This window comes from Streptomyces sp. Ac-502 (assembly GCF_045222935.1).
In the GTDB taxonomy this organism is placed as follows: domain Bacteria; phylum Actinomycetota; class Actinomycetes; order Streptomycetales; family Streptomycetaceae; genus Streptomyces; species Streptomyces monomycini.
Window position 1 is genome coordinate 272,939 of record NZ_JBHFFO010000001.1, and the last position, 16,954, is coordinate 289,892.

The 16,954-nt window shown below is 71.5% G+C and carries 14 protein-coding genes and 2 pseudogenes; 7 read left to right on the forward strand and 9 right to left on the reverse strand.

What is annotated here, in order from left to right; all coding sequences use genetic code 11:
• Positions 1-116: 116 nt before the first annotated feature.
• The 5 genes from ACEXOX_RS01345 to ACEXOX_RS01365 all read right to left on the reverse strand — a co-directional run bounded on the left by ACEXOX_RS01345 (position 117) and on the right by ACEXOX_RS01365 (position 4,291).
• Entirely contained in the window at positions 117-740 is a 624-nt protein-coding gene (locus ACEXOX_RS01345) for a hypothetical protein (RefSeq protein ID WP_406518573.1), read from the reverse strand.
• 163 nt (positions 741-903) lie between these two features.
• Positions 904-1,614, reverse strand: coding sequence for a DJ-1/PfpI family protein (locus tag ACEXOX_RS01350; protein WP_406518574.1), 711 nt, complete (start codon positions 1,612-1,614; stop codon positions 904-906).
• A 78-nt stretch (positions 1,615-1,692) separates the two neighbouring features.
• A complete protein-coding gene (locus tag ACEXOX_RS01355) occupies positions 1,693-2,703 on the reverse strand; it encodes a metallophosphoesterase family protein (RefSeq protein WP_406518575.1) in 1,011 nt (336 codons plus the stop codon).
• Between the two features lie 176 nt (positions 2,704-2,879).
• Positions 2,880-3,215 (reverse strand): hypothetical protein, encoded by a 336-nt coding sequence (locus ACEXOX_RS01360; protein WP_406518576.1) that lies wholly within the window; start codon positions 3,213-3,215, stop codon positions 2,880-2,882.
• A gap of 95 nt (positions 3,216-3,310) precedes the next feature.
• Entirely contained in the window at positions 3,311-4,291 is a 981-nt protein-coding gene (locus ACEXOX_RS01365) for a GNAT family N-acetyltransferase (RefSeq protein ID WP_406518577.1), read from the reverse strand.
• Positions 4,292-4,551: 260 nt separating this feature from the next.
• On the opposite strand from ACEXOX_RS01365, the gene ACEXOX_RS01370 reads away from it, so the two are divergent.
• From ACEXOX_RS01370 to ACEXOX_RS01380, 3 genes are all read left to right on the forward strand, one after another.
• Positions 4,552-4,992, forward strand: a complete 441-nt coding sequence (locus ACEXOX_RS01370) for a hypothetical protein (protein ID WP_406518578.1) — start codon at positions 4,552-4,554, stop codon at positions 4,990-4,992.
• The gene (locus ACEXOX_RS01375; protein ID WP_406518580.1) at positions 4,956-5,594 is read left to right on the forward strand and encodes an META domain-containing protein; all 639 of its coding nucleotides are present in this window, start codon (positions 4,956-4,958) and stop codon (positions 5,592-5,594) included. The genes ACEXOX_RS01370 and ACEXOX_RS01375 overlap by 37 nt, the downstream gene beginning before the upstream one ends.
• Positions 5,595-5,821: 227 nt before the next feature.
• Positions 5,822-6,211 carry a DUF4333 domain-containing protein gene (locus ACEXOX_RS01380; protein ID WP_406518581.1) on the forward strand — a complete coding sequence of 130 codons (390 nt, stop codon included), beginning with the start codon at positions 5,822-5,824 and terminating at the stop codon, positions 6,209-6,211.
• Between the two features lie 183 nt (positions 6,212-6,394).
• On the opposite strand, the pseudogene ACEXOX_RS01385 reads toward ACEXOX_RS01380, so the two are convergent.
• A pseudogene (locus tag ACEXOX_RS01385) lies at positions 6,395-6,886 on the reverse strand (TetR/AcrR family transcriptional regulator); the annotation flags it as partial.
• Entirely contained in the window at positions 6,780-7,823 is a 1,044-nt protein-coding gene (locus tag ACEXOX_RS01390) for a 3-hydroxyacyl-CoA dehydrogenase family protein (protein WP_406518582.1), read from the reverse strand. The gene ACEXOX_RS01390 and the pseudogene ACEXOX_RS01385, both read right to left, overlap by 107 nt.
• Before the next feature lie 71 nt (positions 7,824-7,894).
• Here ACEXOX_RS01390 and ACEXOX_RS01395 point away from each other — a divergent pair, with 71 nt between their 5' ends.
• From ACEXOX_RS01395 to ACEXOX_RS01410, 4 genes are all read left to right on the forward strand, one after another.
• Positions 7,895-8,725 (forward strand): acetoacetate decarboxylase, encoded by an 831-nt coding sequence (locus tag ACEXOX_RS01395; RefSeq protein ID WP_406518583.1) that lies wholly within the window; start codon positions 7,895-7,897, stop codon positions 8,723-8,725.
• A 303-nt stretch (positions 8,726-9,028) separates the two neighbouring features.
• On the forward strand, positions 9,029-9,457 hold the full coding sequence (locus ACEXOX_RS01400; RefSeq protein ID WP_406518584.1) for a hypothetical protein: 429 nt from the start codon (positions 9,029-9,031) through the stop codon (positions 9,455-9,457).
• A gap of 3 nt (positions 9,458-9,460) precedes the next feature.
• Positions 9,461-11,017 (forward strand): amino acid permease, encoded by a 1,557-nt coding sequence (locus ACEXOX_RS01405; RefSeq protein ID WP_406518586.1) that lies wholly within the window; start codon positions 9,461-9,463, stop codon positions 11,015-11,017.
• A 99-nt stretch (positions 11,018-11,116) separates the two neighbouring features.
• Entirely contained in the window at positions 11,117-11,920 is an 804-nt protein-coding gene (locus tag ACEXOX_RS01410; RefSeq protein WP_406518587.1) for a GNAT family N-acetyltransferase, read from the forward strand.
• Positions 11,921-12,569: 649 nt separating this feature from the next.
• Here the strand turns inward: ACEXOX_RS01410 and ACEXOX_RS01415 are convergent.
• Together ACEXOX_RS01415 and ACEXOX_RS01420 are read right to left on the reverse strand one after the other, a co-directional pair.
• A pseudogene (locus ACEXOX_RS01415) lies at positions 12,570-16,472 on the reverse strand (tetratricopeptide repeat protein); the annotation flags it as partial.
• Between the two features lie 10 nt (positions 16,473-16,482).
• A complete protein-coding gene (locus ACEXOX_RS01420; RefSeq protein WP_406518588.1) occupies positions 16,483-16,815 on the reverse strand; it encodes a CU044_2847 family protein in 333 nt (110 codons plus the stop codon).
• Positions 16,816-16,954: the final 139 nt, after the last annotated feature.

Below are 16,954 nucleotides of genomic sequence, written 5' to 3' on the forward strand. Positions count from 1 at the left end.
TCATACCTAAGTCAAACCGCACTCCCGTGCCGGTTCCAAGACCCGGACGGAACGGCGAACACCCCCGCAGGCCGCACCCGCAGCCCGCAGCCCGCAGCCCGCAGCCCGCCCCAGGGTCAGGCGTACGGACTCCACCGGCCGAAGCGGGCCAGCAGACTCGCCGCCTGGCGGGCGTTCAGGCCGAGGGCCGCGGCCACCTCCTCCTGGGACATCGCGCCACGGGCCTTGCGGGCCGCCCAGTACCCCAGCCCGGCCGCCGAGATCTCCATACGGCGGGCGATCTTGACGGCCCCCGCCGGGGACTCCTCGGTGTACCGCTCGACCTCCGCCTCCAGCTTCTCCAGCAGCTCGGCGATCCGCTCGGGCACCGGGACGGTCGCCTCACCCACCTCCATGATGTGCCGGTCCCAGTCCGTCATGCACCGGTCCGCGTCCGCGGCGGCGGCCGCGTGCAGCGGCTGGTCGCCGGCCTGGTCCCAGTCGAGGACGTGACGGGCACCCGTCCAACCGCACGCGCACGCGGCGCGGAACGCGGACGCGCGTGGTGTTCTCGCACTCCGGCCGTCGTAGACGCTCCAGTGGCTGGTGCTCGGTACGTAGCCCCCGGAGCCCATGTCGAAGTACACCGGCTCGGCGGTGCTGCCGTCCTCCAGGAGGGCCTTGACCGTCCCCTCGTGCGACGCCCCGTACTCGTCGGCCGTCCAGCTCTCTTCCACCGCGCGCTCCTTGCCCTCGTCCATCCCGGCCCGCCCTGCCGTACGGCCGCGATGGTGGTACGACCTTGCCGTACCGGGCGCCCCGGGGGCAGCGAAACGGACGGACTGCACCCTTCGATGCGCAACCGGAAAGCGCGGCGGCACCGAATCCCCTCGGCCACGCCGCGCCTCCCGGCCGTACCGTCAGCTATGCCGTTCGGGCGTGGACGCCGAGTCGCCGGGCCGCCCGCTCGGCGACCTGCGCGAAGCCGGCGCCCATGTCGGCGCTCGTGGCGAGGAGCTGCTCGGTCAGTTCCGGACCGGCCTGCTCCGGGGTGCCCACGCCGAACAGGGGCCGGGGCGCGTACTCCATCATGAGTTCGGACTTCCGCGCGGCGTCGTCACCGAAGAAGGCCTGTATGAGCCGCAGCCCGATCTCGAAGCTTCCGGTCGCCGGGCCGGCGGTGATCCGGTTGCGGTCCTCCACGACATTGCCGCGGGCCGGTACGGCACCGTAGTGCGCGAGGTGGTCGTGCAGCTGAAAGTTGGTCGTCGCGCGGTACCCGAGCAGCAGGCCCGCCGCACCCAGCAGCAGCGACCCGGCGCACACTCCGGCCACCCAGGTTGCCCGGCTCCCCCGGTCCGCGAGGAAGGCGAGCACCTCCTCGTCCTCGAAGATCTCCGCCGGCACGGCACCGGCGTACAGGACGTCGAGGTCCGCGGGACAGTCCTCGAAGGTGGTCGTCGCCCGGGTGGGGAAGTGCGGCATACCGGCGACCTCGTCCAGGTTCTTCCAGACGAGGTGCAGATTCACGTCCGGACGCAGGCCGAAGGCGGTGTGGAACCCGATGATGTCGACCGGCATGTAGCCGGGGCACACCAGGATGGCGATCTCAAGAGCACGACGTTCGAATGTCATGGCCGACCCTCCTCGAAGAACTTACAGGCAGGCTAACAGCTCGGCTGTAAGTTGGGAACGGGCCGCGTCGGCGCCCGCTCAACGTGCCAGCGGCACCGTGATCTCCTTCAGCCAGGCCCGGCGGGCGAAGTCACGGGCCTTGATGACGACCGCGTCGCGGCGCACCTCGACCTGGAGTCCCTGGTTGAAGGTCCCGCCGACGGAGACCTCTCCGCCCTTGCCGTCGTCCCGGTAACCGGTCTGGATGGCACCCGTGTTGACCACCGTGAACCCGCTCAGGTTGGCCGTACCGGGCACGACCCGGCGCACCACCCAGTCGGAGAGCTCCAGGTCCCAGTGGGTGTGGCCGCTGAACAGGAAGACGTTCGGATGGCGGCCGAGCAGGCCCAGGAGACGGTCCGCCTGGAGGTAGTCGCTCGCGTAGAGCTTGTTGCGGGTGCCGGAGACCGTGTCGGGCAGGGGGTGGTGGGTGATCACCATGACGGGCTTGCGGCGGCGCGACCAGTGCCACAGACGGTCCTCCAGCCACGTGAACTGCGCGTCGCTGATCCAGACCTCGTCCCAGAGCTTCGGGTCGTGGTAATGCGCGTACCGCTCGGTGCCGAGGGTCAGCACGGGAACGCCGCCGAAGGTGGTTTCCGCGTGGACCGTGCCGCGCCGGGCGAAGCGGTGGAAGCTGCGGAAGAGGGAGTCCTCGGTGGTGTGGTTGGGCCAGGTGTCCTGGGAGAGGGTGCCGGGGTCGCGCCACTTCGGTACGTAGAACTCGTGGTTGCCGATCGCCCAGGCGACCTCGCGCGGGTGCGAGTGGCGTGCCAGCTCGGCGCTGACCTGCGCATACTCGGCGTCGTAACCGCGCGGCGTGATGTCGCCCGCGACGGCGAGGCCGACGCTGTGGGGGTTGACGGCCGCCATGTCGTCCAGGGCCCGGCCGAAGTCGCGCAGGTCCCCTTGGATGTCGCTGATGACGTTGAACCGTACGGCAGCCCCCAGGCCGGAGCCCGTGAGCGGGGTGGCGAAGGCCTGAGGCACGCTGGTGGCGGCCGCCAGCGCGGTGCCACCGCCTGCGGCGAGAAGGGCTCTGCGGTCCATGTGCGGCTCCGTATGCGCGAGTTGTACGGGGTGTCCCCCTGTCGTTGGTGAAGATCACGGTGCGGGGTGCACTCCGGCCTACGGGCATCGGGCCTGTACGTGTGCGGGGCATGAACTTGTGTCCGCTCTTGAGCGGCAAGGCTCACGCCGCACCCTGGTTCGGCCCCAACCTCTGGTCAGATCGGCGTACGACCGGCGTCACGGAGCGCCCACCAGGCCAGGCAGGCCAACCCCAGCACCACGAGTGCGACCACCGCCGTCCCCGCCGACACCGCCGACCGGACCCGACGGCCACCTCGCCCACCCATGACGGCCCGGACAGACGCCCAGCTCGCGAGCGTGAGCGCCGGTACGCCGAGGACCATCACCGGCAGCTCGGCATACAGCAGGCTCCACTCCCGCTCACCCTCGAACCCGCCCCCGAGGCCGGCACGGGCCCCGGACAGCCATACCCCGAATCCCACGCAGGCCCCCAGAAAGGCCAGCAGGCAGCCCGCTCCGGCGGCATCCACACTTCTTCTTCGCATACTGGTGGCGACGCCAGACGCTTGATCGCGGTTCCTCACCTGCACCGTAGCTCGGCGCAGTTCCTCACCCGTACCCCAGCTCAGCCGTCGGCCCGGACAGGGCCCGTGCGGACGGGACGGATCAGCTCCCAGGTGTCGACGGCGAAGGCGAGCACCATGCCGTGCCGTTCGTAGAGGGCGAGCGCACCGCTGCTGTTGTCGGTGTCGACGCCGAGGCCTATGCGGTCTCGGCCCAGCTCCGCGTAGTGGCCGAAGGCGTGCCGGAGGAGATGACTGCCGAGCCCTTTGCCGCGGGCGCTCTCCAGGACGCCGAGGTGGGGGATCCAGGCCATCGAGGCACGGGCGTCGTGGGTGCGCAGCACTGCGGCGTCGCCGAGGCGGTCGACGTGCGCGATCCATATCAGTGACCAGTCCGCGCGGTCGGCGTCGATGTCGTCCAGCCACTGTTCGTACGTCCGGGGCTGGAAGTCGAAGTGGCCGGCGAACGTCTCCTGGAGCAGCGCGTGGGCGCTACGGCGGTCGGCCTCGGTACGGCAGGGGCGCAAGGTCACGCCGGGCGGCGGGGCGGGCCGCCGGTCGGTGGCGGTGGACAGGGCCCGGCTCAGTACGTTGTAGCGGCGCACCGTGCGCCAGCCTCGTCGGCGGAGCGCGTCGAGGTCCATGGTGGGCGCGGTGTTGAGGTGCAGGTGGACCACCGCTCGCGTCACCCCGTTGGCGGCCGCTCGCTGTACGGCCCGCGCCTCCATCAGGTCGTACAGGTGCAGGGCGCCCGGCAGCCTGCCGGGCAGGACGTAGTGGTCCATGTCGATGCGCTCGCCGCCGGACTCGTCCCACAGCAGGCCGTACGCGATCAGCCGCCCGGCCTCGTACATCAGCCAGGAGTCGTGTTCCAGGTCCGCTTCGGGATGCTTGAGGTCCGCCTGCACCTCGCTCAGGTCGGTGTCGGCACGGCCGATCTCCAGCAGGTCGATCTCGTTGAGCAGCACGCACACCGCCGCCGCGTCGTCGAGCGTCGCCGGGCGTACGGTCAGGCCGGGCGGCGGAGTGCGGGGCGAGGTCATGTGCCGATTCTCCGACGGCGGGCGAACGGCCGCCACGCATTAACGCGTTGGCGCCCGGCGCTCGCGCCAGGGCGGAAAGCTCCGCCAGGAAGCGCACGAACGAGCCAAGGCGCCCCACCGCCGGCCTCCTCGTCATCAACGATCCCGGAGCCATCGAGGGTTACTTCCCTTCGATCGGCCCGGCCAGCCGGGCGCACCCGAGGGCCCGGAACCTGGCATCTCGGCCAAGCGTCTCGCCATGTATGAAGGTGCCTCGAAGATTGACTCTCGTCTCTGCCGCCACACTGGCAGCGCTCCTCACCCTCTCCGCGTGCGGCGGCGGGTCCGGCCGCGGCACCGGCGCGGACGGTGACGGCGCGCCGGGAGACCTGTCGGCGCCCGCGATCTCCGCGGAGCGGCGACCGGCCGGCGCGGGCGGGCGGCTGGCGGAAGGCGTCTGGAAGGTCCGCGAGGTCAGGATCGGCGGCCAGGAGGAGAACCTGCCGCCCGAGGCACGTGCGTGGATCGCGCTGCACGGCGACGGCACCGCCTCGGGTGACTACGGATGTACGCCGTTCCGCCTGAAGGCCGAGGTGTCGGCCACCCGGCTCACCCTGGGCCGGAAGCTGGCTCCCCGTCCCGCTCCCGCCGCGTCGCCGGCCGCTCCGTCGGCCGGGCCCGGACCATGCGCTCCGCGGGGGCGTCCGACCGGGCCAATCTGACGCGCTTCGAGAAGAAGGTGCAGGAAGTCCTCCGCGGCGATCTCTCGCTGTCCTCGGAGCGTACCGCCATGCAAGGCGAGACACTGCTGCACCTCAAGAACCAGCAGGGTGACGACATCACACTCGTACAGGCCAGGAGCGACGCCTTCTTCACGACCAGGTGGAAACTGAGCAACGCCACGGCCTACGACAGCCAAGGGCCGGCCTTCGCCGCCGGCGACCGGATGTACTTCGATTTCCATGAGGACGGCAAGGTGAGCGGCGCACTCGGCTGCAACGACTTCACCGCCCGGGCCACGTTCTCCGGCCTGCACGTCTTCTTCCACGACGTGACTCTCTCCTCGCACCGCAGCTGCGACGAGAAAATCATGGAGGAGGAAGCGAACGTACTGGCGACGTTGCGGAAGTCGCTCCAATACACCTACTGGGCGGAACCGGGAATTCCCCATTTGTCCTTGACCGACGACCTGGCGTTCCCCGCGATGGAGACCGGATTCGACTTCCAGGCACTCCCCGCCGATAGGGCAACGGTCGGCGGCCTGCGGACCGGAACCGAATGCACCGCGGGAGTGCGCTGCTACGCCGCATTAGCCGTCCGTTAGCGGAACGCCAACGTGCTCTTCGAAGCTGGCTTTCGTCCGGGAGCGCGACGAGAGAACAGAGCAACGGGAGAACGCGATGCACGCCGCCACCCGGTGCCCCCGTGAACTCCGCACCGCGCACCCGCACCCCACCGGCACGAGGCAGGGAGGACGGGGCGGGCGAAGGTGAACGGGTGAAGAAGGACAGCCGGGAGGAACCGGCCGGAACGAGATTCGAGGAACGACGCATGAAGCGCATCATCATCGCCCTGGCCGTGATCGTCGTACTGGCGGCAGGTGGCGGCATCGCCCTGAGCTTGAACACGAACAACGGCGGGGCGGTCCTCACCGCCGGCGGGGCGGGGCACGTGGTCTCGCGCGCGGACGTGGAGGAGAACGCCAAGGGCCACCCCTTCCGCGGCGACGAGCCGGATTCGGTGAGCTGCCCGAGCGGGCTGCGGGCGAAGGTGGCGGAGAGCGTCCGGTGCACCGCGGTCTACAAGGGGCAGCCGAAGTCGATGACGCTCTCGGTGACCGAAGTACGGGACGACCAGGTGACGGTCGACTTCGCCATAGTGGACAAGGGCGCGGAGGGCGACACCCAGGGGGCCGAGGGCGGAGCGGCGAAGAACAAGTGACGGGGTGCCGGTCGGACACGCCCCCTTCGTCGCGGACCGCGGGAGTGGCGAACCGCGCCCGTCACTCCCGCGGTGTCCCGAGCGCCCGGACGAGGTGGGGCAGGGCGCGGCGGGCCAGGGGGCCGGGTCGGCGTCGGTGGTCGTGTGGGTGACGCGCATGGCGGTGAGGCCCTCGTAGAGCGCCACGACCAGGCGGGCGAGGGCGGTGGAGGAGACGTCGGCGGTGTGTCCGGAGGCTGTGAGACAGCGGTCCAGGATCTCGGCCAGGCCGGTGTTGAGGCGCTCCTCGTGTTCGGCCAGGGCGCGCGCGATGTCCGGATGGCGCGCCGCGTGCAGGGTGAATTCCATGGAGACCAGGAACCAGGAGCGCTCCTGCGCGTCGTGCGTGGCCAGGAGGTCGAAGACGCGCGCCACCGGGTCGGCGTCGTCCGTGAACGTCTCGACCTGGTCCCGCAGTTGGGACAGGAGCCGGTCGGTGTGCGTGTCGTACAGGGCCAGGAAGAGTTCTTCCTTGTCCCGGAAGTTCGAGTAGAAGGCGCCGCGGGTCAGCCCGGCCCGCTGGACGATGTCACTGATCGACGTGGCGTGGAAGCCGCGCTCGGCGAAGAGCGCGAGCGCGCTGTCGGTGAGTGCGGCGACCGTGGCCGGCCGGCGTTTGGTGGGTGACTTGGGCACGTACCGCTCCCTGGAGGTGATGGTTCCTCCCGAAGGGTACGTGCCCGCCCGCTCCGGGCCTGCCGTCAGCCCTGCCGCTGGTAGTCGTCGTAGAAGCCGGCGCCGGTCTTGACGCCGAGACGGTTCGCGTCCACGTACTCCCGCAGCAGCGCGCGGGCCCTTCGGGCAGCCCGGGGCGTTCGGCGGCGTAGTGGTTCTCGATGTCCAGGACGACGTCCAGGCCGATGGCGTCCATCAGGCGGAACGGACCGGCCGAGGCGCCCGTGTTGACCTGCCACATCCGGTCGATGTCCGCCGGGGTGGAGACGCCTTCGGCGACCACGGCGAGGCTTTCCCGCTTCATGGCGGCCCAGACGCGGTTGAAGATGAAGCCGGTGCTCTCCCGGCGGGCCTCGAACGGGTGGATGCCGTAATCGGGCAGCACCTTCAGCAGCAGTTCGACGACGCCGGGGTCGGTGTGGCCGCAGGACATCACGTCGGCGGCGTTCTGCCGGGGCGGCATGTAGAAGTGCAGGTTCAGCAGGCGCTCGGGCGTGCGCACGCTGTCGACGAGGTGGCTCGTCGCGTAGGACGAGGAATTGCTGGCCAGGACGGCGTCCGGCTCGGCGAGCGCGTCCAGGTCCGCGAAGAGGCGCCGCTTCAGGTCCAGGCGCTCCGGTACGGCCTCGACGACCAGCCAGGCGTCCGCGAGGGCGGGTGTCAGATCGGTCACGGCCTCGACGGTGCCGGGGCGGCCGCCGTCGATCGTCTTCACCACTTCGGGCAGCTCGCGGGCCACGTAGGCGCAGGCCGCTTCGCCCGCTTCGGCGGCGGGGTCGTAGATGCGGACCAGGCCGCCTCGGGTGGCGAACATCAAGGCGATACGGCGGCCGAGCGTGCCCGCGCCGATGACGGCGACCGGCCGGTCCTGGTGGCGGGCGGGGAGGGTGAAGCTCATGACTGCTCCTGTCTCATGGCCCCGCCGCGGGGGAGGCGGGGGGGCCGGAACGCGGGTGGACGCATCACTGGATGCATCACCCAACTTCTCGATACAGTGTGTATCCGATACACCGTGTATGCAACTGTAGAGGTGCCCGTCGCACCCCTCGCAAAGGAGCAACCCGTGCGTTCCGACCAGGTGACCGCAGCAGTGACCACCCCCTGACCGTCCCGCTCTACCCCCCGCGCCCCACCCGCTTCATCGACCGCGAGTACTTCAACGTCGTCTACCGCACCGACCCGGAGGCCTTGCGCGCCGTGGTCCCGGAACCGCTGGAGATCACCGAGCCGCTGGTCCGCTTCGAGGTCATGCGCATGGGCGAGGTGGACGGCTACGGCCCGTACACGGAGTGCGGTCAGGTCATCCCGGTACGTCACGGAGCGGAGCAGGGCGAGTACCTGCACGCCATGTACCTGGACTCCTTCGGCGCCACCGCCGCAGGCCGCGAACTGAGCGCCTATCCGAAGGTCGCGGGCGAGCCCGCACTGCGCCACGAGCGCGGCGCCCTCGTCGGCACCCTCGACTACGGCAGCGAGCGCGTCGCCACCGCCACCATGGCCTACAAGTGGCAGCCGCTCGACCCGGAGGAGGCCCGCGGCCAGATCACCGTGCCCACCTTCGCCGTCAAAACGGTCCCCGGCTACGACTTCCGGCCCCGCGTCTGCGACCTGGTCCGTATGCGGATCACCGACATCACCGTGAAGGAGGCCTGGCACGGCCCGGCCCGCCTCCAGCTCTTCGAGCACGTCATGGCACCCCTGGCCGACCTGCCCGTACGCGAGGTCGTCGGCGCCAGCCACATCCTGACCGACCTCACCCTCGCCCCCGCCGAGCCGGTCCACGACTACCTCGCCGCCTGACCGCCCGCCGCTCACGGCGGACCATCGGCACTTCACCTCGGGCCGTTGGCGCGTTCCCACCCGCGACCGGCCGGTGTCGTTGACCGGGCAGGGCTCCCGCCGGTTGGCTCACCCTCACCGGCCGGGCGGGGCTCAGGGAGACACCGGCCCGGCCACGCCCACTCCAGGGGAGGACCGATGCTCGTCGGACGGATGCCTGTGAGACGGACGCATGTGGGACGGACGCATGTGGGACGGACGCATGTGGGACGGACGCACGGCGGCACGAGAAGACGGCGGCGGGCGCGCGGGGGCTGCGCGCTCGTGGCCGATGTCCTGCTGACAGGGCTGATGTCACCGGCTCAGGCCGCGCCTGCGTCTCAACAGGACGGCGTCGTCCAGGTGGACCTCGGTCCGGACGGCGCCCAGCCCGACAACTGGTCGCAAACCCGCGGGGTGAGCGCGGACGGCCGGTACGCCCTCTTCGCCCCCATGGCGTCCAATCTGGTGCCGGGCGACACCAACCGCCTGTACGACATCTTCGTCCGGGACCGCAGGACCGGACCCACCGAACTGGTCACCGCGCCGCCGACGGAACACAGCGCGTCAGCGGCCCCCGCCCCCTCCAAGCCCCCTCCCGCGCGCCATACCTTCCCGTTCTTCACGAATTCCCTCTCCGTCGACGGCCGCGGCACCACCGCGCTGTTCGACGGAGGCGGCAAGTTCCATGCCCGTCGGCTCTCGGGGGTCTGATCGATGCGTGCTTCCGTACCTGCACGGCGCCGCCGGCCGGGGCCGCCGCACGACAGCGGGGCGGACGCGCGCACGCTGCAATCGCTGGGCTACACCCCGCAGTTGCAGCGCCGCCTGGGCGCGTTCGGCAATTTTTCCGCCTCGCTGTCGGTCATTTCGATCATGTCGGGGACCTTGCTGCTGTTCGGCTACGGCCTGAACTCCGGCGGCCCCGCGGTGATCATGTGGGGGTGGCTCGCCGTCGGACCGCTGGTGCTGTGCCTGGCGGCGGCCCTGGCGGAGATCACCTCCCGCTACCCCACCAGCGGCGGCCTGTACTACATGGCGCGCCAGCTCGGCGGCGAGCGGTGGAGCTGGTACACCGGCTGGCTCAACCTGCTGGGGCTGCTCGGCGGAATCGCCGCCCAGGACTACGGCATCGCGACCTTCACCGCCGCCTGGGCCAACCTGCAATTCGGTTACACGCCCGCCCCGGGTTCCCTGCTGGCCCTGTACGCGGTCATTCTCGCGCTGCACGCGATCCTCAACCTTTTCGGCACCCGGCTGATGAATGTCCTGACGTCCCTGAGCGCCTGGTGGCACCTGGTGGGGGCCGTGGTCATCATCGGTGCTCTGACTGTTCTGCCTGCCCACCACCGGTCCGCCGGCTTCGTGTTCTCCGAGTTCACCGACAACACCGGCTGGAGTTCCCCGGTCTACGTGGTCCTGCTGGGCATGCTGCTCCCGGCCTTCGCCCTGGCCGGGTACGACACCTCGGCCCATCTGAGTGAGGAGACCAGCCGGGCCTCGGTCGCCGCGGCCCGCGGGATCGTCCGTTCGGTGGCGGTGTCCTGGCTCGCCGGCGGCATCCTGCTGGCCGCGTTGCTGTTCGCCGTTCAGGACTACGCCACCACGCTGGCCGGGCCGACCGGCGTACCGGTCGCCCAGATCTTCCTGGACGCCCTGGGCGTGGCCGTGGCCAAGGCGCTGCTGTTGGTGATCATCGTGGCGCAGTTCCTGTGCGGTTACGCCGTGACCGCCTCCGCCAGCCGCATGATCTACGCCTTCGCCCGGGACGGCGCCCTGCCAGGTTCGACGTACTGGCAGCGGGTCAGCCGCCGCACCGCCGTCCCGGCCCATGCCGTCCGGCTCGCGGTCGGTGCCGCCTTCGTGCTCGCGCTGCCGTCCTTGTATTCCACCACGGCGTTCTCGGCGGTGACCGCGATCTCCGTCGTGGGCTTCACCCCGGCGTACGCCATTCCGGTGCTGCTACGGCTGCGCCACCGCGACCGGTTCACCCCGGGGCCCTGGCACTTGGGCCGCTGGAGCCGGCCGATCGGCTGGGTGGCCGTGGTGTGGGCCGCCGCGGTGACGGTGCTGTTCCTGCTGCCGCAGACCAGCCCGGTCACCGGCACGAGCTTCAACTACACCCCGGTCGCCGTGGCAGTGGCCCTCGGCATGGCCGCCCTGTGGTGGCGCGTCGGGCGCCGGTCCTACCACGTACCTCGCTCCGACTCCCCCGCCGGAAACAACCAGTTTCAGGACAGTGGCCGATCATCTGCCGCCATCGAGCCCCCGTGACATCGCATCGCCAGTAGAGTCCCCCTTCACCGACAGGCACCCGGAGTCGTCCACCACCTGCTCAGGGGCCGGCACGAAGACAACGACGCAGGGGGTACGGTGACCGGGAATCTCGCGGAGTCCGTCGAATCGGCGCGCCAGCTCACCGTGGTCTGGCGTGCCATGGTCCTCGACCGCGACGCGGGCGCGGACGTACGTGATCTTCCGGGCATCGCCGTCCGCTGGGCGGACTGCCGGTTCGCGTTCTGGAACTGCGTCACCCTGACCGAGGTGGGCGCGGACGCGGGAACCCTCGGGCAGCGTCTGGGCCAGGCAGCGGACATCATGCGCGCGAAGAAGCACCCGGGCTTCTTGTGGCTCTTCGAAGGCCTTCTCGACGGTGCGGCCCGCTCCGCGGTGGAGACGGCGGCGGAGCAGGCGGGCCTGCAGTACGCCTTCCCCGGTACGGGCATGGCCGGAGACCTGCTGCCCATCCCGGAACCGGCCCACCCCGAGCTGACGTTCACGCGCGTCAGCACCGAGGAACAGGTGCGGGCTTACGCGGACCTCAACTCGCGCGCGTACGGCTTCCCCTTGGAGGAGGGACGCGACGGCCTCGCCGGGTCCGCGCTCTGGAAGAACGACGTGTACGCCTATCTGGCCATGCGGGGTGACGTACCGGTGGCGTGCGCCGCCACGGTCGAAGCGGAGGGCCGCCTGTTCGTCGTACTCGTCGCCACCCACCCGCAGTGGCAGCGCAGGGGGTACGGCGAGGCGGTCACCCGCAAGGCACTGTACGAGGGTGCCCGGGCCACCGGCCTGACCCGCGCCGTTCTGCACGCGACCGCCGCCGGGGCCCCGGTGTATCCGCGGATCGGTTTCCAGCCGAACTCGCCGATCCGCTTCTACAGCCTGAAGGACTGAGCCGACGGGGCGGGCCCGAGTGGCAGGCGGTCACGAACCAGGGCGTTCCTGGTTCGTGAGCGCAGCCAGCAACGCCTGTGCCTCCCGGACGCGTTCGCCGGTGGCGAGCGCACGCTCGAACCAGTAGCGGGCCTCGTCCGGCAGCCCCTCCCCTCGGCGACCCGGCCGAAGACCAGGAGCAGTTCGGTCGGCAGGGTGACTGCGTGGGTCGACGGTACCGGCTGGCTGTCAGGTGAGGGGGCGAGACGGGCGGCCGGACGGAGCGTCCCTCGGCCCGTTCCGGTTCCGCCGGGGCGGAGGCCGGAGGTGCGCCGGCGGGCTCCGGGCCCGTGATGCCTGGCGGACCGGTGCCGAGGGACGGGGCGGGCGTGGCATCGGCCTCGTCCAGTGCCTGGCGTGCGCGGCTCCGGGCCTCGGGGTCGCCCGACGCCGCCGCCTGGGCGAGCCAGTCGTGTGCCTGGTCGGTGTGTCCGTCGAGCATGGCCAGTTGCCCGAGGACGACCAGCCCCTGGGGCCGGTGGACGGGGTCGTCCGAGCGGGCCAGCGGAAGGAGGGTGTCGCGGGCCTCCGTGCGGTGTCCCAGCCTGGCCAGGGTGCTGCCGAGGTAGCGGCGGGCGAGCGGCTCGATCGCGGGATTTCCGCCGGCCAGCGCCTCTGTCAGGGCCGTCCTGGCCCCGTCGAGGTCGCCTTCCGCCAGCAGGGCCACGCCGAGCAGTGCGAGGGCTTTCGGAACGGTGTCCGGCACCTCCAGACCGAGCGCCGTGTTCAGGTACTCCTGGGCGGCCGTGGTGTCGCCCACCTCGATCAGGAACTCTCCGTAGCTCAGCAGTGCCACCGCCGCGGCGCCCGGGTGCTCGAAGTCCGTCTCGTCGAGCCGTTCCAGTGCCTCTTCCAGGTGTCCTTGCTGGAGCAGGATCGCGCCCAGGTGGGCGCGGGCGACCGGGATCACCGAGACGGCGACCTCGCTCGTGGAGTTCAGCAGCGCTTCGAAGAGCGCGGCCGCCTCCTCCGGACGGTCTTCCTCCATCGCCAGCTTGCCCAGCTGCACCCGGCAGAGGTCGGCGGCCGTGTCGGAGTCGGAGGTCACGAGCCGCTCCAGCAGCGGCCGCCCCTCCGGCGCACGTTCCCGCTGCTGCACCAGCAGGATGCCCAGGAATGCCTCGGCGACCTCCGCCAGCGCCGATCCGGACGTGGATTCCTCCCTGAACAGGGCCTCGGAGCGGGCCAGTTCGCCCCGGTCCGCCAGCATCATCGCCAGGTCCAGCCTGGCGACGGCCGACCAGTGCGGGTGCGCGGCATCGATGGCGTGCTGATACGCGGCCTCGGCGTCCGCCCAGTCACCGCGTGCGGCCAGTACGTCCCCGAGCAGGTCCGCGGCGCGCGGTGCCAGGTCGGGCTCCTGGGCCGCCGCGACCTCGGCGAGCAGGTCCCGGCCCCGCTCGTCACCGAGCCCGTTGCACATCACGGCCAGGTCGAAGCGGGCCAGCGGGGACCAGAGCGGATGTTCGCTGTCGATCGCCTGACGGTACGCGGCCTCCGCCTGCTGCCATCGCTCCTGTGCCGCTTCCAGGTCTCCCAGGAGGTCGGCGGCTCGCGGCGACTGTTCCGGGTGTCCGGCCCCCGCTATCTCGCTCAGCGCCGCCCGGGCCCGGTCGTACTGCCCTGCCTGGCTCCAGTACAGGCCTTGGTCCGTACGGGCGAGCGGTGGCCAGTCGGAGGGGGCGGAGTCGACCACCGGCTGCAGCTCCTCGGCGGCGGCCGCGTAGTTCCCGCGCGCCGCGTGCACCGTACTGAGCAGGCAACGTGCCCGCAGCACCTGTTCCGGATTGGTGAAGCCGACGGCGCGCCGCAGGATCTCGGACGCCTCGTCGAACTGCTCCTTCAGACAGAACAGCCAGGCAAGGGTCACCTGCGCGTGTTCGGAGGCGAAGACGTGCCGCGAGGACGCTGCGGCGTCCAGGACCTCACGGGCCTCTTCCAGCTCGCCCCGCTGAATGTACAGGCCCCCCAGGTTGGCCTGGGCCAGCGGCACCACCATCGGGTTTCCGGACCGCAAGGCCGAGTGGAGCAGTTCGTCGGCCTGTTCCAGTTCGCCCTCGCCCACCAGGGCCGCGCTGAGGTTGACCTGGGCCAGCGGCACCGCCGAGGAGATGGCGGACTGCCGTACGGCCCGTGGCAGGTTCAGCGGGCCCGCGGTGCCGAAGCGGGACGGCGGGTCCGGGGAGGCGGCACCGGACGGCTCCCGTTTGACCGTGGTGGTCGCTCCGGTCATCTCGCCGCGCTGCACGATCAGGCCGCCGAAGCCGATCTGCACCAGCGGCACGACCTGCGAGTCCCCGGACCGCAGGGCCGCTTCGAGGAGTTCCCGGGCCCGGCTGGTCTCGCCCTGCCCGAGCAGCAGCCCGCCGAGACTGGCCTGGGCCAGCGGCACCGCGAGCGGGTCACCGGTGGCGATCACCGTCTCCAGCATCGCGCGCGCGGCGTCCAGGTCGCCCGACAACTGCAGTACGGCGGCCAGGTCGACCTGCGCGAAGGACACGACGTCCGGCGCATCGGAGTCGGTCGCTCGTTCCAGCAGCCGCTTGGCGCCGGCCAGGTCGTTGCGCTGCATGGCCAGTTCGCCGAGCATCAGGGCCGCCCAGGCGACGACATCGCGGTTCGTGGCCTCGGCGAGGGCGCGCTCCAGTGCGCTCGTGGCCGCCTTCCCCTCTTCCCGGGTGAACGCGGCGAAGGCGACACCGAGCAGCTGGTCGGCGGGCGTACCGCGCACCGCCCAGTCCCAGGCGAAGCGAGGGACGCGCGCGGTGTCCGGGTCGTCGCGGCCGTCGAGGTACCCGGGGAGGTAGGCGAACGCCTCGTAACAGCGGCCGTCGCGGTCCTCGGCCCCGCCCTCCGGACCCGATGTGCCGGCCCCGCCACCCGGACCCAATGTTTCGCCCCCGCCGCCCGGCCCCGGTGTGCCGGTCCGGCTGTACTCGGTCAGCAGCGCGATGCTGCCCGCGACAGGTTCGGTCGCCCAGGCGATCCCGGCACGCAGTGCGGCGTCGGTGGCGGCACGGTGGCTCGGCCCGGCCTCCAGGTAGTGCGTGAAGAGACCCGCCAGCGCCGCACTGGTGAGTTCCCCTTCGCAGCCCATACGGTGCCAGTCCGCCGCGGCCAGGACGACCGCCCAGCCCTCGGGACAGCCGGCGCGACCGCCGTTGAAGCGCGCTTCCACCAGGGGCGCGGCGACCATCAGCTCGCCGATCCCGCGGTCGGTGAAGTCCTCGTCCGGGTACAGGCGGCGGGCGTCCGCCAGGTCCTCCTGGCGGAGCAGCCGCGGCAGCAGGACCGGTTGCGGCGCCCGCTCCAGCACCTGCCGGGCCGCGCGGTTCACCTCGCCCTTGGGGGTGAGGATGCGGCCCAGCCACTCGGAGGTGATGGTGGCGACCACGCGGACCGGGGGCCGCATGGACGCGTACGCGGTGAGCACCTTGGTGTCCATGCCGCCCGGCCGGAGATGTTCGTCGATGTCGTCGAGCCAGAGCACCGCGCCGTCGCCCCCGGTGGGCAGGGGCAGAGCGGCGATCCTGCCCGGGGCCGAGGGGACGGGCCCGGGCACGATGAGGCGTGTGCCGCGGGGCAGTACGCGGCGCAGGCTCTCCACGAGGGTGCGGGACTTCCCGGCCTTGGCGTCCCCCGCCAGCAGGACGAACGGCCGGGTGCGCAGCGCCTCGTCGAGTGCGTGGTCCTCCTGGAGCCGGGGCACGTAGGGCGGGTCCGGGTGGTCCTGGAGGTTCTTCGACGGGGTGACGCCCATGTCGTAGATGCGGACGTCGTGCAGCCTGGGCAGTTCGCCCGCGGAGTCCAGTGGGAGGGCGAGCAGTTCTTCGAGTTCGGCGCGTTGTGCCTCGGTCACAGGGTCGCGGACGAGGTCGCGCAGTGGCGGCCAGTACGTGGCCAGGGTGTCGACCGGGATGGCGTAGGACGTCCGGGTGTCCTGGCCCGGTGACGGCCGGTCCCGGGTGGTGACGATGCCGATCACGCCGCCCAGGGCACGGTCCCACACCGGGGAGCCGGAGAAGCCGGGAGCGAGGGCGTGCCCGAGGGCGGACTGCGACTCCAGCTCGATCCATTCGTATCCCGCGGCGCCGCGGACGACGCCGTTCGCCGGGACGCCACTGGACTCGTGGCCCTGGGGGTAGCCGTACACGTGGAAGGCGTGGTCGAAGGTGCCTCCCCGAGTGGAGACCAGCGGCGCGGGTGCCGCCGACGGCGGCGCCGGGCCCTGGAGTTCGAGCACGGCCAGGTCGCCCCGGCGGCCCTTGGCGTCCTGCGGGTGCCAGCCCCCTGCCACGACCGCCGCCGGTACCGGCTCATGGGCCCCGGCCCACTGGAACCGTACGGACACGGGGGTGTCGGGCGGCTCGGCCCGGTCCGCGATCGCGGCCGCGACATGGGCGCAGGTGAGTACGTGCCGGTCGGTGACGAGTACGCCGGCGCCAACGGGCGGCCGGCCTTCGGCGCGGGCGATGCTCACCAGCCATGCGGCCTGTTCCCAGCGGGAGGACACTGCGGGCTGCCTAGCCGGCCGGAGTGGCGGGCTCGTCCCGGCGCCAGGCCAGCCGTACGGTGAAGTGCCCCTCGGCGGAGGTCTTGGCGACGACCACCCCGGCCTCGGCGTTCAGTTTGATGCCGAAGCCGACTTCGTACTCGTCGGGCGCCAGCCGGCGGAGCCAGTCCAGTACCGCGTCGATCGTGGGCCGGGCACCGGTGAGCATCTCGTCGAGGCTCCGGGCCGCTTCCAGGATGCCGTTCTCGCCGCGCGCCACGTTCTCCAGGCCGGGTGAGGCGGTGTCGACCTCGACGAGCAGGTCCTCACCACCCGCCGTCCTGAACCGCACCAGATCACTCATGTGCCGCCCCCACTGACCAGTCCGGCCCGACCGAAGTGCGCTTGAAGTCTAGTCCCGCTCCGTGTGGTCGATTCCGCGCGGGCGTCAATATTCCAGTAGCCGGACGGGCGTTCACCTGGAGGGCTACCCTGGGGCGTGC

Bases quoted from the DNA above. Each gene is read 5' to 3' on its own strand.
- ACEXOX_RS01390 (WP_406518582.1), bottom strand. From the start codon at position 7,823: ATGAGCTTCACCCTCCCCGCCCGCCACCAGGACCGGCCGGTCGCCGTC.
- ACEXOX_RS01405 (WP_406518586.1), top strand. From the start codon at position 9,461: ATGCGTGCTTCCGTACCTGCACGGCGCCGCCGGCCGGGGCCGCCGCAC.
- ACEXOX_RS01380 (WP_406518581.1), top strand. From the start codon at position 5,822: ATGAAGCGCATCATCATCGCCCTGGCCGTGATCGTCGTACTGGCGGCA.
- ACEXOX_RS01350 (WP_406518574.1), bottom strand. From the start codon at position 1,614: ATGACATTCGAACGTCGTGCTCTTGAGATCGCCATCCTGGTGTGCCCC.
- ACEXOX_RS01375 (WP_406518580.1), top strand. From the start codon at position 4,956: ATGCGCTCCGCGGGGGCGTCCGACCGGGCCAATCTGACGCGCTTCGAG.
- ACEXOX_RS01365 (WP_406518577.1), bottom strand. From the start codon at position 4,291: ATGACCTCGCCCCGCACTCCGCCGCCCGGCCTGACCGTACGCCCGGCG.
- ACEXOX_RS01395 (WP_406518583.1), top strand. From the start codon at position 7,895: ATGCATCACCCAACTTCTCGATACAGTGTGTATCCGATACACCGTGTA.
- ACEXOX_RS01355 (WP_406518575.1), bottom strand. From the start codon at position 2,703: ATGGACCGCAGAGCCCTTCTCGCCGCAGGCGGTGGCACCGCGCTGGCG.
- ACEXOX_RS01420 (WP_406518588.1), bottom strand. From the start codon at position 16,815: ATGAGTGATCTGGTGCGGTTCAGGACGGCGGGTGGTGAGGACCTGCTC.
- ACEXOX_RS01345 (WP_406518573.1), bottom strand. From the start codon at position 740: ATGGACGAGGGCAAGGAGCGCGCGGTGGAAGAGAGCTGGACGGCCGAC.